General features: G+C 65.5%; 10 protein-coding genes. 4 read left to right on the top strand and 6 right to left on the bottom strand.

What is annotated here, in order from left to right; translation table 11 throughout:
- Positions 1–670 precede the first annotated feature (670 nt).
- Together GTW51_RS14740 and GTW51_RS14735 are read left to right on the top strand one after the other, a co-directional pair.
- A complete protein-coding gene (locus GTW51_RS14740; protein ID WP_163044778.1) occupies positions 671–1,177 on the top strand; it encodes a YciE/YciF ferroxidase family protein in 507 nt (168 codons plus the stop codon).
- 70 nt (positions 1,178–1,247) lie between these two features.
- Positions 1,248–2,576 carry a cytochrome P450 gene (locus tag GTW51_RS14735; protein ID WP_163044777.1) on the top strand — a complete coding sequence of 443 codons (1,329 nt, stop codon included), beginning with the start codon at positions 1,248–1,250 and terminating at the stop codon, positions 2,574–2,576.
- A gap of 117 nt (positions 2,577–2,693) precedes the next feature.
- Here the strand turns inward: GTW51_RS14735 and nadE are convergent, their stop codons facing one another.
- Together nadE and GTW51_RS14725 are read right to left on the bottom strand one after the other, a co-directional pair.
- On the bottom strand, positions 2,694–4,196 hold the full coding sequence (gene nadE / locus GTW51_RS14730) for an NAD(+) synthase (protein WP_163044776.1): 1,503 nt from the start codon (positions 4,194–4,196) through the stop codon (positions 2,694–2,696).
- A gap of 192 nt (positions 4,197–4,388) precedes the next feature.
- Positions 4,389–5,174 (bottom strand): SDR family NAD(P)-dependent oxidoreductase, encoded by a 786-nt coding sequence (locus GTW51_RS14725; protein WP_163044775.1) that lies wholly within the window; start codon positions 5,172–5,174, stop codon positions 4,389–4,391.
- 578 nt (positions 5,175–5,752) lie between these two features.
- Between GTW51_RS14725 and GTW51_RS14720 the strand changes: the two genes are divergently transcribed.
- The gene (locus tag GTW51_RS14720) at positions 5,753–7,231 is read left to right on the top strand and encodes a protein adenylyltransferase SelO (RefSeq protein WP_163044774.1); all 1,479 of its coding nucleotides are present in this window, start codon (positions 5,753–5,755) and stop codon (positions 7,229–7,231) included.
- A gap of 227 nt (positions 7,232–7,458) precedes the next feature.
- Here GTW51_RS14720 and proX read toward each other — a convergent pair whose 3' ends face one another.
- The 4 genes from proX to GTW51_RS14700 all read right to left on the bottom strand — a co-directional run bounded on the left by proX (position 7,459) and on the right by GTW51_RS14700 (position 11,475).
- Positions 7,459–8,499: a glycine betaine/L-proline ABC transporter substrate-binding protein ProX gene (gene proX, locus GTW51_RS14715; RefSeq protein ID WP_163044773.1), complete on the bottom strand. Its 1,041-nt coding sequence runs from the start codon at positions 8,497–8,499 to the stop codon at positions 7,459–7,461.
- A 102-nt stretch (positions 8,500–8,601) separates the two neighbouring features.
- The gene (locus GTW51_RS14710) at positions 8,602–9,534 is read right to left on the bottom strand and encodes an ABC transporter permease (protein ID WP_163044772.1); all 933 of its coding nucleotides are present in this window, start codon (positions 9,532–9,534) and stop codon (positions 8,602–8,604) included.
- Positions 9,535–10,812 (bottom strand): quaternary amine ABC transporter ATP-binding protein, encoded by a 1,278-nt coding sequence (locus tag GTW51_RS14705; protein ID WP_246233149.1) that lies wholly within the window; start codon positions 10,810–10,812, stop codon positions 9,535–9,537.
- A gap of 36 nt (positions 10,813–10,848) precedes the next feature.
- Positions 10,849–11,475, bottom strand: a complete 627-nt coding sequence (locus GTW51_RS14700) for a TetR/AcrR family transcriptional regulator (RefSeq protein WP_163044771.1) — start codon at positions 11,473–11,475, stop codon at positions 10,849–10,851.
- Between the two features lie 144 nt (positions 11,476–11,619).
- Here GTW51_RS14700 and GTW51_RS14695 point away from each other — a divergent pair, with 144 nt between their 5' ends.
- The gene (locus GTW51_RS14695; protein WP_163044770.1) at positions 11,620–13,656 is read left to right on the top strand and encodes an NADH:flavin oxidoreductase; all 2,037 of its coding nucleotides are present in this window, start codon (positions 11,620–11,622) and stop codon (positions 13,654–13,656) included.
- Positions 13,657–13,683: the final 27 nt, after the last annotated feature.

Genomic DNA, 13,683 nt, shown 5'->3' with positions numbered 1-13,683 from the left:
AACCGGCTCCGACGCTTCGCTCGATGAAGGCTCCGCGCCTCCGCCGGTTGCTCACCCCGCCCCCCACGGCGTAACAGAAATCGCCGAGGCTCTAATTGCCGCTGGATGACAGCTCAGTGGCAGGTCAGGCCAACACCGGCTTGATTTTGCAATATTCCCTCGCAAGTGCATACGTTTCCCTTATAGGCAGCAATCGCTTCCCTGTTCTTGCAAAAAGGGAAATACCGCGCAACCACCTGATATTACGAAATTAAATTTGCTTGGAAAGCCACATCCTCTCGCCCATTTCCAAGAATTCCCTGTAAATTCCCGCCTATCAGCGAATGACCGGAGAGCGGTTCGCGCCAGACTGCGTCCACAGCCAGCCGGTCTTCAGCAATTCAGCGACATGCAAGTTCTCCGGGAAAAGCTCGTGATTTCCGGGGGTTACCGGTCAACCTGCCCCGGTAGGGGTAGTGCCGGAAGTGAACAATTCGTTGGCCGGGGATTCCAGCTATGGGAACCTTCAATGCTTCAGCAAATGACCAGGTGGAGCATAGTCAGCTTCTGCTGCGAACCATGCGACTGATGCCATTTAGCTAGCCCCAGAAACAGCGCGCTCTGCCAGGAAGAACATGCAACTTGCAGCCCGTCCGCGCCTTTTGCTCCGATCAGCAGAGAGGAGGCCACGATGGCGATCGACGGACTACGCGACTTGTACATTGCCGAACTGCAGGAGGCGCGAAGCTTCGAAGCGCTCTTGACAGAGGCGTTGCCGAAGATGGCGAAGTCGGCGTCGGAAGAACAACTGAGGCAGGCGTTCGAGCAGCACCTCGAGGCGACGCGAGAACAGCAGAGGAGCGTCGAGGCGCTCCTCAAGGAGGCCGGTGCGGATCCGAAGGCGCACGAAGACCAGTCGATGAAGGTGCTGATCGAGCAGTCGCAGAAGATGGCCGACATCGTCCTTCAGGGGCCGCTGCGCGACGCGGCGCTGATCGCCTCGGCCCAGCGCATCGAGCATTACGAGATCGCCGTCTACGGCACGCTCGCCACCTACGCCAAGATCCTCGGGCTCGACAACGATTACCAGATCCTGAGTGGCATTCTCGAGGAGGAAAAGGATGCCGACGACCTGCTGACGGACATCGCGATCGGAATGGTAATTCCCGCCGGGGCCGAAAAGGCGGCCGAGGGCTGATTCCGGCCTGCCGGGCCCTCCGGCGCTGGAAAGCTCAACCACAGAAAGAACGCGCCCGGGGAACATGTTCATGACCGATCGTCCCAGCCTTCCTTCCATCACCGCAGCCGAGTCCGCCGGCTTTCTCGCCAATGTGGGTCTTCCGACGTTGGCGAAGGGGGTCATCATCCGGCGACCGAGCATGGTAGGTCTCGCCAGCCGGATGGGGCTGGATGCGCGGGCGGTCCGGTTCATGCAGTCCTTGAGGGACCGACACGGGAGCGGACCGGTCCTCATCCGAAATCCGGTCCGAACCCAGGCTGTCCTGTTGTCGGCGCAGCATGTCCGCCGGGTGCTGGAGGGATCTCCGGATCCGTTTTCTCCGGCAAGCAGCGAGAAGCGGGCGGCGCTTTCGCACTTCGAACCACACAGCTCGCTCGTCACTGAAGGGCCCGAGCGGCAGGAGCGTCGCCGGTTCAACGATACCGTGCTGGCCAGCAAGTGCCCCATTCACCCGATGGCCCCGGCCTTCACGGCCATCGTCGAGGAGGAAGTGGCCGCTCTCCTGCGCGTGGCCGATCCGCTTGGGGAGTTGTCCTGGGATATCTTCTTCGAGAGCTGGATGCGGATCGTGCGCCGCGTCTTCCTGGGGGACGGGGCGGCCGGCGACACCGAGCTGACCGCGATGATCAACCGGTTGCGCGGCCGGGCGAACTGGGCCTTCGCGGTGCCCGAGAACGCCTCGCTACGGGAAGCCTTTCATCGGCGGCTTCAGAGCCATCTCGACCGTGGCGATGCCGGCAGCCTCGCCAGCCTCGCGGGAGGCGCTTCGGCAGGTGAGAACGGTAGCTATCCTTCGCACCAGGTGGCGCAATGGCTCTTCGCAGCCGATCCGGCCGGCATGTCGATCTTCCGCACGCTCGCGCTGCTTGCTGTGCACCACGACAAGCTTGATCTGGCCCGTGCGGAAATCGAAGCGGTTCCCGATGCTGGAGAGCGATCCTACCTGCGTGCTGCCGTCGTGGAGACGTTGCGACTGTATCCAACGACCCCGATGATCCTGCGCCAATCCACCCGCGTCACCGAATGGGAAGAGGGAATCCTGCCGGCCGGCGCCGGTATCCTCATCTACACGCCGTTCTTCCACCGCGACCCGGCGCGCCTGCCGGAGGCGCACCGCTTCTGTCCCGAGATGTGGCTGGAGCGGGATCCGGGCGACATGGCGCCGCTGGTTCCCTTCAGCGCCGGTCCCGGCGTCTGCCCGGCGCGTCATCTGGTGCCGCTGCTGGGCAGCGCCGTGATGGCGGCTCTCCTGCGCAAGCGACAGATCCGGCTGCTACGCTCGCAGGACATCGATCCGCACAAACCGCTACCGGGGACACTCGACAATTACTCGATGGTTTTCGGCATCACGCCCTGATCAGGAAATCTCCTGGTATGGGTGCTTTAAGATTTTCGAGGACAGCAAGCTGGCACCGCTGCTTTCGCCGAAAGGCGAACGCCTCTTCGATAAGTGCGTCTTGCGCGAATACACAACTCAGGCCAGTGCAGCCAGGCTCAGGTGCAGTGCTTTGCGGATGGTTGCGGCGACGATCTCTTTCGGCTGGCCGCCGAAGTGGCACTCGGTCACCTCGGCCGTTCCGCCAGCGAGAAGCGTTGCGATGTACACCAGGCCCACTGGTTTGCCCTGATCCGGCTCCGGTCCCGCGACACCGGTAATAGCGATTGCCAGTTCGGCCGCCTTTGCGCGCTGCAGCGCGCCCTCCGCCATTGCCCGGGCCACATCCGGATCATAGACCGTCCGGTTTCGGATGAGCGCGCTGGAAACCCCCAGGGCATCGATCTTCATCGACGGGCGGTAGGTGACGAAGCTGCCTTCGAGGACCGAGGAGCTTCCCGGCGCGGCGGCGACGCAGGCGCCGAGAAGCCCGGCGGTGCAGGACTCTGCGGTGACCACGCGCATGTCCTTCTCGGCGAGGGCGTGGGCCAAGCGCTGGCCAAGCGCTGCGATTTCTCCCGAGAACGAGGTGAGAGCATGGTCGTCCCGCAGCACGGCAGGTCGGAACAGCCGGTCGTCGATCAGATTCAGCATGCCCAGCCGATCCGCCCGCGGATGTTCGAGGACAACCGGGTTCATCCGCTTGAACCACGTCATGCGCAGCCGGCGCAAAACAGCGCCGATCGTCCGGACGGCCACCTGATCATCGTCCGCCCCCAGCACTTGGGGAAGCTCTTCCGCACTCAGCGAAGGGTTCTGGCGCAGCGCGTCCACGACCGCGAACACGGCAATGTCCCATTCCAGATAGGTCGCGCCGATCTGGGCCTCGTCTCCTTCGCCGATGCCGAGCCCGTCGGTCGGATTGGCACGCCATGTGCGCTCCGGCACGCCATATTCGCGCGCCATCCAGGGTATTTCCCATGACTTCAGCAGCGACTGCACCGGCGCAAGGTCGCCGACGTCGCCATGGAGCGTCCAGAAGCCCGCGCCGAGTTCCGAGAAGTTGTCGGTGCTCGCGACGAGGCCGCCCCAGCGATGCGCCTGATCGTAAAGAGTGACCATTCGCAGCCGCGCGCGGATATTGCCGCGCCTCGTACGCAGCGGCTCCGTGTCCGTAGCGGGGAGTTCCTTGTCCAGAGATCCCAGCCCCGCAACCACATCCCTGTACTGTTGCGACAGATCGAGATGCAGGTTCTCCAGGCCGAGGGCGCGGCAGGCTTCGGCACCGCGATCGGTCTCGGTCGGATCCTGCTCGATAGGAAGGTTGTAGCCAACCACGCGCCAGCCGGCCTCCTTCAGCAGCGCCGCCGTCACCGCGCTGTCGACGCCGCCGGACATGCCAAGAACGGCGGTCGAGACGCCGGCCTGCTCCCGGTAGCCGACGAGCTGCTTGATCAGCCGCTCTCCCACGGCCCGAAGATCCGCCGGCGGCAGGAACTGCCCCGACTCCACCTGCTCGCGCAGCCGGGCGTCGAACCACCGCGATAATGGCCCCCGGGACGTCTGCCGCGAGAGTTCAAGGATTTCATCCAAATGTTGCATCGTCCCGGTCTCCTAAGCCAGTTCGCCCAGAACCATGGCGGCAGGTCGCGGTTCCGACTGCTTCGGGACGAATGCCCGAGCCGCGCGCGCGGGCGAGCGTGCCATGCTGCCGAGGGTGCCCTGGAGCGAGAGAGGCAGTCGACGTCGTGCGCCGATCGCCTCTCCGTTCATCCCGTGCCGGCGCATCGGGGATCAGCGCTCGGTGCCCGGCTCGGCCATCTTGCGATGCTGTTCGGCGAGCAGGCCAGCCGGCGTGATGTTGGCGAGCGTCGACTGGAGCTTGTTCTTCCAGCCGCTTGCAGCGTCGCCGGATCCTTTCATCATGGCGTCGAAACCTGTCCGGGCCACCATGGCGGGATCATCCTTCTTTGCCTGACCCACGGGCGTATCGAGCATGTCGGCGCGGCGGAAGAACTCGGTGTCGGTGGGACCGGGCATCAGACAGGTTACCGTCACCTCTGTCTCCTTGAGCTCGTTGCGCAGCGCGAAGGCGAAGCTGTCGAGGAACGACTTCGTGCCGTTGTAGACGGCCTGGAAGCTTCCGGGGATGAAACCGGCGATCGAGCCGGTGATCAGTATCTTGCCGCGGTTCCGCGCCCGCATGTCGGTCCCGACCTTCTGGATCAGATAGATCGTTCCGGTGATGTTGGTGTCGATGACGCGCCGGACGCGGCCGAAATCCTGGTCGAGAAAGCCGTGGCCGAGTCCGACGCCGGCATTGGCGAGGAGCGCCTCGACCGGGCGTACGCCGATGGCGGCGTAGAGCCTGTCGACGCCCTCGATGGTGGCCAGGTCGGCCTGGACGGCCTCGACAGAAGCCCCGAGCCCCCGGAATTCTTCGGCGGCCGCCTCGATCTGCGGCTCGTCCGCGGCGACGATGAGGTCGAACCCTTCCTGCGCGCAGATCTTCGCCAGTTCGTAGCCGATTCCTGTCGATGCACCTGTCACGACGGCGAGGTAACGTTGAGTGGCTGACATCGTGTTCTCCTGCGAATTGGCCCTTCCAGCCACCGGTTTTGATTGCGGCCGGGGCTCATCCCACGGCTCGGCCATGTACCGGCTGTGGGGGCAGATTCCGGCTGCTCGCGTGTGCTACCCAATGAACCGGTGGTCTGAACTGTTGTTCCCGCGCCGGCGCCTGCAGGCTCGGGTCCATCGGACCAGCCCGTTGAACATGACGCCCTCTCAGATGCTCGGGAACGCGGGTCCTCTCGGGCAGCGAAAGCCGAACGGCCATGGCGCGTCCCGGCCACAGGCCATTTCTGCAGCAATCATCCTGGCGTTGGCTCTTTCGCCATGTCGGCGGAAACCGATCGGCGCTGACGAACATCAGGCCGCAACTTATCTCTGCAGGTGGCTAAGTGGTTGCTCGCTCGAGGAGGGGTCGCGCGCTTGCCGGGTTTCCCGTCATGATCGCACTTTTTCTGTCTGCAGAGCGTTCCTGCGGGTGCTGCGCCCTGCATGCGCCGGCGGCAAGGACAAACGGAGGGCGCCACTTGCGGGATGGCTGACCAGGAACGATCTCAGCCGTACCATTTCCAGAGGCACGTTAGGCTTTGACCATTCAGCTTCCGTTCGACAATTCCTATGCACGCCTGCCGGACCGCTTTCATGCACGCGTCACGCCGACCTCTGTCGGAACGCCGAGGCTCATCCGGGTGAATGCGGAGCTGGCACGCCATCTCGGCCTCGACCCGGAATGGCTCGCAGGTCCAGGCGGCGTCGAGGTACTTGCGGGCAGGCTGGTCCCGAACGAGGCGGACCCGGTCGCGATGGCCTACGCCGGACACCAGTTCGGCCAGTTCGTTCCGCAACTCGGCGATGGTCGTGCGATCCTGCTGGGCGAGATCATCGACAAGGACGGGACCCGACGCGACCTGCAGCTGAAGGGCTCGGGCCGGACACCCTTTTCAAGGGGCGGCGACGGCCGGGCGGCGCTCGGGCCCATCCTTCGCGAGTACATCGTCAGCGAGGCAATGGCCGCTCTGGGCATTCCGACGACCCGTTCGCTTGCCGCCGTCGCGACCGGTGAGCAGGTCGTCCGCGAGCGGATGCTTCCGGGCGCCGTGCTCGCGCGCGTCGCAACAAGCCATGTGCGCATCGGCACGTTCCAGTATTTTGCGGCGCGGGGCGATGTCGAGGGGCTGAGGACCCTCGCCGACTACGTCATCCATCGGCACTACCCCGAGGTGGCAGGGGCGAAACGCCCTTATCTGGAACTCCTCGACCGGGTGGTCACGCGACAGGCGGAGCTTGTGGCGAAGTGGCTGCTGGTCGGTTTCATCCACGGCGTGATGAACACCGACAACGTGTCGATCGTGGGCGAGACGATCGACTACGGACCCTGTGCCTTCATGGACGCCTATGATCCCGCCACCGTCTTCAGTTCGATCGACCGGCAGGGTCGCTACGCCTATGGCCGGCAGCCGGGGATCGCCGAGTGGAACCTGACGCGGCTGGCAGAGACCCTGCTGCCGCTCATTGCGGAGCAGCAGGAGGAGGCGGTCGTTCAGGCGCAGGCGGTGCTCGCCGCGTTCGCTCCCCGTTTCGAGACGGCATTCCATGGCGGGCTGGCCCGCAAGCTCGGGCTTTCGAGCCTGGTGGCCGAGGACGTGGCGCTCGCCGGCGATCTGCTGAAGGCGATGGCCGAGAACCGCGCCGACTTCACCCTCACGTTCCGGCGCCTCTGCGACGCCGCCGAGGGGCCCGAGGGCGACGCGGCGGTGCGTGCCTTGTTCGATGATCCCGCCGCTTATGAACGCTGGGCGGTGCGGTGGCGGCAGCGATTGCAGGCGGAACCGCGGGACGCCGGCGCCCGGCGCGACGCCATGAGGGCGGTCAATCCCGCCTTCATTCCGCGCAACCACCGGACCGAGGCGGTCATCGACGCGGCCGTCGAGCGGGACGACTTCAGCGCTTTCGACGAACTCATGGCGGTGCTCGCGCGTCCCTACGAGGATCAGCCGGAATATGCTCGTTATGCTAACCCGCCGGAGCCCCACGAACAGGTCAGTCAGACTTTCTGCGGGACCTGAAATTTAGCCTTCGGCGGCTTCATAGAGCTGAAGCTGCCGACGCTCCTTGACGACCCGCGCGGCGGGCCTTGCCGGCGGGGCAGCTCTGCCGTTGCCGGTGTCGGAGTTACGGTCGCGGCTCCGCCCGACGAAGGCCGCCGGGCGGGAAGAATTCATCTTTGCGGCGTTTCGGCGTGAGCGAGTAACCGGCGCCCCATATGTGTGGGCGCCGGTCGTCCCGCCTGACGTCAGTTCGCGGCGGCCTGCGCGTCGGCCAGCCACTTGTCCGTGTCGGCCTTGTTGCTCTCGATCCATTCCGCGGCCTGCTTCTGGATATCTTCCTCGCTGTTCTCGCCGTTATTCATAGCGGCGTTCTGGGCGAAGATGTCCGCGAGCGGGATCGACGCGGATTCGAGAAGCGTGCGAACGGCCGGGTTCTCGTTCAGGAACTCGGTATTGGCCACCGGCTGGATGTCGTTGGCCGGCCAGCCCATGACGCAGGGGTCGGCAACGCAGCCTTCGACGCCCGGCACCGTCGCGGCGTCGGCGAGGCTCATCTGGTCTTCGGGCAGGTCGACGCCCGGCGTCTCGATCCAGACGACGTCCTCGCCTGGCTTGAGCTCGTCCACCGTCCAGTTCGGGGTCCATGTGTAGAAGAGGATGGGCTCGCCCTGCTCGTTGGCAGCGATCGCATCGGCCATCGATGCCGAGTAATTCGCCTTGATGGCGTTGATCGAGTCGTTGAGGTCGAAGGCCTCCAGCTGGTGCGTGATGGTGACCTCGCAGCCCCAGCCTGGGGGACATGCGACGAGATCGGCCTTGCCGTCGCCGTCGCGATCGAAGGCCTCCATCACCTCGGGTCGCTTGAAATCCTCCAGCGACTTGATGTCGAACTCCTCGGCCGAGGCCTTGTCGACGAGATAGCCCTGCAGCGCGCCGCCCTTCGCGACATAGCCGATCTTCTCGGCCTGGCCGTCGAAGGCGCTCTCATAGGTGTTGTGCAGCGGGAACCAGCCTTCGACCCAGAGCGTCACGTCGCCCTGCCCAACGGCCTGGTAGAAAACCGGCGCGTCGAGCGTCGTCGGTTGTGCCACGTCATAGCCGAGCTTCTGGAGAAGCTGACGGTAGATCTCCGTCGAGAACCAGCCGGTATCCCAGGTCGGGCGCGCCATCGTGACCGTCACGCCGTCGCCCGGCATGTCCTGGGCAAGACCGGGTGTGGCCGCGGTGAGCGCCATGGCGGCGACTCCGGCGGACATGAGGACTTTCTGCAGTGTCCTGATCGTCATGGGCTTCTTTTTCCTTCGGTTGGTGGTTCGAGGGTTGAAGCGTTCGCTGGCGCGAATGCGGGTGGGGGCGGAGCCAGTGCGGGACGAAACGTCTCTGTCAGATCACTCCGCCGGTTCGCTTTTGATCGTGCGGCTGCCGAACGCCATGGGGCGCAGCAGCCGGGCAAGGGTGGCACGCGTCGAGCCGCGCGGCCGGCCGGGATCGGCAAGCCCCTGGGTGATGCGGTCGAGCACGATGGCGAGGAGCACGATGCCGATGCCCCCCACCGTGGCCGTGCCGACGTCGAGGCGTCCGAGGCCGGTGTAGACGGTCAGGCCGAGGCCGCCGGCGCCGATCAGCGCGGCGATCACCGCCATGGACAGCGCCAGCATGAGCGTCTGGTTGAGGCCGGCCATGATCGTGCGCAGCGCCAGCGGCAGCTGTACCTCCCAGAGCACCTGACGCGGCGTAGAGCCGAAGGCCTTGGCCGCCTCGATGAGGTCGCCGCGGACGTTGCGGATGCCGAGATCGGTCAGGCGGATGATCGGGGGCAGGGCGAAGATGATCGTCGCGATCACCCCAGGTACCATGCCGACGCCGAACAACATGACGATCGGCACGAGATACACGAAGGACGGGATCGTCTGCATGATGTCGAGTGCCGGCCGGACCATGCTGGCAAACCGGTCACTGCGCGCCGACAGGATGCCCAGCGGCACGCCGAGGAGCACGCAGAAGAATAGGGCGGTGATGATCATCGACAGCGTCGTCATCGTCTCGGACCAGAGCCCGATGACGTCGATCAGCACGAAAGCGAGGGCGGTGAAGATCGCGACGCCGCGGCCGGCCGTCCGCCAGGCGATCAGGACGAGGACGGCGGTGAAGACCAGCATCGGGACGGCGTTCAGGAACGCGTCGAGGGCCTGGAGGACGAAGGTGACCGGCTCCTGCGCGGCGCGGAAGAACGGACGGAAGTTCGGCACGACCCAGCCGCGGACGAAGGTCTCGATCCAGTTTGCCAGCGGCAGGGTGAGATAGTCGGACGGGCTGAACATCTAGCTTGCGCCTTCCTGCATGCTGGCGGCGAGCGGCTGCCTGTTGGGCCCGGGGCCGGGGCCCGGCGGCAGGTCTGCTCCTGACCCGGTCCTGTCCCGTTCGTTGCCGAGACCGACCTCCCGGCAGATGGCCCCCGGCTCGACGATGCCGATCAGCCGATCGTCGTCGTCCACCACGGCGATCGGCACCCCGTGCGATGCCAGCGGGTAAAGCGTGTAGATCGGGGCATTGCCGGACGTCCGGGGAAAATCTCTGCGGGCGACCGCCTCCAGCGACTGTCCGACCGCGGTTGCGTCGGTGAGGCTGCGATGCGTCAGGACGCCGAGCGGCAACCCTGCCTCGACGAGGTAGAGCGCATCTCGGCCAAGGGAGCGCATGGCGGCAAGCGCCGTCTCGCGCGTCGCGTTCGCTGAGTCGAGCGCGTGGGCGGGTTCCGTCACGCGCATGGTGCTGAAGACGCGCGAGCGATCGATGTCCTGGGTGAACGCCGCGACATACTCGTCGGCCGGCGCGCCGACGATCTCCTCGGCCGTCCCGACCTGCACGAAGCGTCCGCCTTTCATGATGGCAATGCGGTCGCCCAGCATCAGCGCCTCGTTGAGGTCGTGGGTGATGAAGACGATCGTCTTGTTGAGGCTCTGCTGCAAGCGGAGCAATTCCTCCTGCATGTCGCGGCGGATCAGCGGGTCGAGCGCGCCGAAGGGCTCGTCCATCAGGAGAATGTCGACGTCGGCGGCAAGCGCACGGGCCAGCCCCACGCGCTGCTGCATGCCGCCGGACAGCTGCTCGGGATAGGATCTGGCATAGGCGGAGAGCCCTACGCGCTCCAGCGCCTCGATGGCGCGAGCGTCGCGGGTGGCGGCATCGGTCCCCTTTACCTTCAGGCCATAGGCGACGTTGTCCATCACCGTCTTGTGGGGAAACAGCGCGAAATGCTGGAACACCATCGCGATCTTGCCGCGGCGGATCTGGATGATCTCCGCGTCGCTGCGGTTGGCGACGTTCTCGCCGTCGATCAGCACCTCGCCGGCGGTCGGCTGGATCAACCCATTCAGCATGCGGATGAGCGTCGACTTGCCGGACCCCGAAAGGCCCATGACGACGAAGATCTGGCCGGCCTCGATGTCGAAATTGACGTCGTGGACGCCGACGACGCTGCCGGTCTCGCGCAGGATCGCTTCCTTCGCGCTGCCGTTCTCCAGCATGCTGAGGGCATTCTCCGGCTTGTCGCCGAAGATCTTGGTGAGGTTGCGAACGCTCAGCTTGCTATGCGCCAATCGGTGGCTCCTCTCTGGATTGTGGATGGCGATCGTTCACTCCGAATAGCCGTGTCTTGAAAAGAAGCGATCGAGTTCGCGTGGTTGCGGCGCCTGTCCCGTGAAGATCTCGACATAGTTGGTGATCCGCCGCATCCGGACGGCGACATCCTCGCGGGTCTGCATCGAGAGGTAGCCGATCTGGACGAGGTAGATCGTGCGGGCCCGTACGTCGGCCGTCACCGGATCGACGCCGAAGCGCGCGCACATGGCGGTGAGGGCGTCGATCCGCAGCTGGTCGGAATGGCGGACCTCGGCGAGGATCTCGTCCGACTGGAGCGCCCAGCTCCTGACGGCGAACTCGAGCTGCGAGTCGAAGAGCGCGCTGTCGAACCAGCAGTCGAACACGTTCAGCATCGCCTCGGCGATCGACTCTGCGTAAGCTTCCGATTGCCTGACGATGTTGCCGGTGTTCTTGTCGCGCCAGCGCGAGATCAACTCTGCCAGCAGTTCCTCGCGGTCCTTGAAAAACCAGTAGAAACTGGTGCGTGCGAGGTTGAGCTTCTTGGCCAGCGTCAGGATCTTGACGGCATCGACACCGGATTCGATCAGCAGATCATAGGCCGCCCCGAGCCAAATCTCCGGCGACCCCCGCGCCGTGCTGTCGTTCACAAGCTGATCCATGCAGAGGAGCCTAACGAGCCCTCGCAGCGAGATCAAGGGGAGTGTACATCTGTGTCATTGTGGGAGACGATTCTGTCACCAAACTTGACACTGGTGTACATTGCGCTCTAATCGACGGCAGTTCGTCGGACAGGAGCCGTGTAGATGTCGAGTGATCCCCTCCTGCAGCCTTTCCAGCTCAAGCACCTGCGGCTGCGCAACCGCATCATGGTGACGTCGCACGAGCCGGCCTATCCCGAGGACGGGATGCCCAAGGAGCGGTACCGGGCGTATCACGTGGAACGGGCGCGGGGTGGCGTCGCGCTGACCATGACGGCCGGCTCCGCGGCCGTGTCGACGGACAGCCCGCCGGTCTTCAACAACATCCTCGCCTACAAGGACGAGGTCGTCCCGTGGCTGCGGGAGATGACCGAGGCCGTCCACGAGGCAGGGGCCGCGGTGATGATCCAGCTCACTCATCTCGGCCGCCGCACGCGCTGGGACAAGGGCGACTGGCTGCCCGTCGTCGCGCCCTCGCACCACCGCGAGGCGGCGCACCGGGCCTTTCCGAAGAAGCTCGAAGACTGGGACATCGCGCGGATCGTCCAGGATTATGCGGACGCGGCCGAGCGGATGCAGGCGGGCGGCATGGACGGCATCGAGCTCGAGGCCTACGGGCATCTGCTCGACCAGTTCTGGTCGCCGCTGACCAACGAACTCGAGGCGCCCTATGGCGGGTCGATCGAGAACCGCCTGCGCTTCGGCTTCGAGGTGCTGGGCGCGATCCGCGAGCGGGTCGGTCCCGACTTCATCGTCGGCGTGCGCTATACCGGCGACGAGTGCCTGCCGGGCGGCACCACGAAGGCGGACGGGCTCGAAATCTCGCGACGCCTGAAGGAAAGCGGCCTCGTCGATTTCCTCAACGTCGTTGTCGGCCACATCGATACCGATGCCGGCCTGACCGACGTCATCCCGATCCAGGGCATGGCCAGCTCGCCGCACCTCGACATGGCCGGCGAGATCCGCGCCGCGACGGACTTCCCGACATTCCACGCGGCAAGGATCCCGGACGTCGCCACGGCGCGTTTCGCCATCGCTGCCGGCAAGGTCGACATGGTCGGCATGACCCGCGCGCACATGACCGATCCGCATATCGTGCGGAAGATCATCGAGCGGCGCGAGGACGACATCCGCCCCTGCGTCGGGGCGAATTACTGCCTCGACCGGATCTATCAGGGCGGTGCCGCCTACTGCATCCACAACGCGGCGACCGGACGCGAGCTGACGATGCCGCACGTCGTCCCGCCGACCGCCCAGCGAAAGAAGATCGTCATCGTCGGCGCCGGGCCCGCGGGTCTCGAAGCCGCACGGGTGGCGGGCGAGCGGGGCCACGCGGTCGTCGTGTTCGAAGCGGCGAACGATCCTGGCGGGCAGGTCCGGCTCACGGCCCAGAGCCATCGGCGCAAGGAGATGATCAGCATCATCGACTGGCGCATGAGCCAGTGCGAGAAGCACGGCGTCCGGTTTCACTTCAATAGCTGGGTCGAAGCGGAAACGGTCGCGGCGGAAGATCCCGACGTGGTCATCGTGGCGACCGGCGGCCTGCCACACACGGAAATCCTGACGAGCGGCAACGAACTCGTCGTATCCGCCTGGGACATCATCTCCGGCGACGCCAAGCCGGGCGGCGAGGTGCTGGTCTTCGACGATGCGGGCGACCACGCCGGGCTTCAGGCGGCCGAGATTCTGGCCTCGGCCGGGTCGAAGGTCGAGGTAATGACGCCCGACCGCTCCTTCGCGCCGGAGGTCATGGCGATGAACCTCGTGCCCTACATGCGCTCGCTGCAGAAGCAGGACGTGACCTTCACCGTGACCTTCCGCCTCGAGGCCGTCGAGCGCAGCGGCAACCGCCTGATCGCCCATATCGGCAGCGACTATGGTGGGGTCGCCAAGCAGCGCCTGGTGGACCAGGTGGTCGTCAATCACGGCACCGTGCCGCTGGACGATCTCTATTTCGAGCTCAAGCCGTCGTCGCGCAATTGGGGAGAGGTCTCGCACGCGCAGCTGATCGCCGGCGTCCCGCAGACCGTCTCGCGCAATCCCGCCGGCGCCTTCCAGCTGTTCCGGATCGGTGATGCCGTCGCGGCCCGCAACACCCACGCGGCGATCTATGACGCCCTGCGGCTCGTGAAGGACATCTGAGCCTTCGCCGCGGATCGACGACGATCG

The sequence above is a fragment of the Aurantimonas aggregata genome, from assembly GCF_010500835.1.
Lineage (GTDB): Bacteria > Pseudomonadota > Alphaproteobacteria > Rhizobiales > Rhizobiaceae > Aurantimonas > Aurantimonas aggregata.
Note: the sequence above shows the minus strand (reverse complement) of the source record. Positions and strands in the feature narration are given on the sequence as shown.

Excerpts from the sequence above, each read along its gene's own strand:
- GTW51_RS14695 (WP_163044770.1), top strand. The coding sequence starts at position 11,620 with ATGTCGAGTGATCCCCTCCTGCAGCCTTTCCAGCTCAAGCACCTGCGG.
- GTW51_RS14735 (WP_163044777.1), top strand. The coding sequence starts at position 1,248 with ATGACCGATCGTCCCAGCCTTCCTTCCATCACCGCAGCCGAGTCCGCC.
- GTW51_RS14700 (WP_163044771.1), bottom strand. The coding sequence starts at position 11,475 with ATGGATCAGCTTGTGAACGACAGCACGGCGCGGGGGTCGCCGGAGATT.
- GTW51_RS14710 (WP_163044772.1), bottom strand. The coding sequence starts at position 9,534 with ATGTTCAGCCCGTCCGACTATCTCACCCTGCCGCTGGCAAACTGGATC.
- proX (WP_163044773.1), bottom strand. The coding sequence starts at position 8,499 with ATGACGATCAGGACACTGCAGAAAGTCCTCATGTCCGCCGGAGTCGCC.
- GTW51_RS14725 (WP_163044775.1), bottom strand. The coding sequence starts at position 5,174 with ATGTCAGCCACTCAACGTTACCTCGCCGTCGTGACAGGTGCATCGACA.
- nadE (WP_163044776.1), bottom strand. The coding sequence starts at position 4,196 with ATGCAACATTTGGATGAAATCCTTGAACTCTCGCGGCAGACGTCCCGG.
- GTW51_RS14740 (WP_163044778.1), top strand. The coding sequence starts at position 671 with ATGGCGATCGACGGACTACGCGACTTGTACATTGCCGAACTGCAGGAG.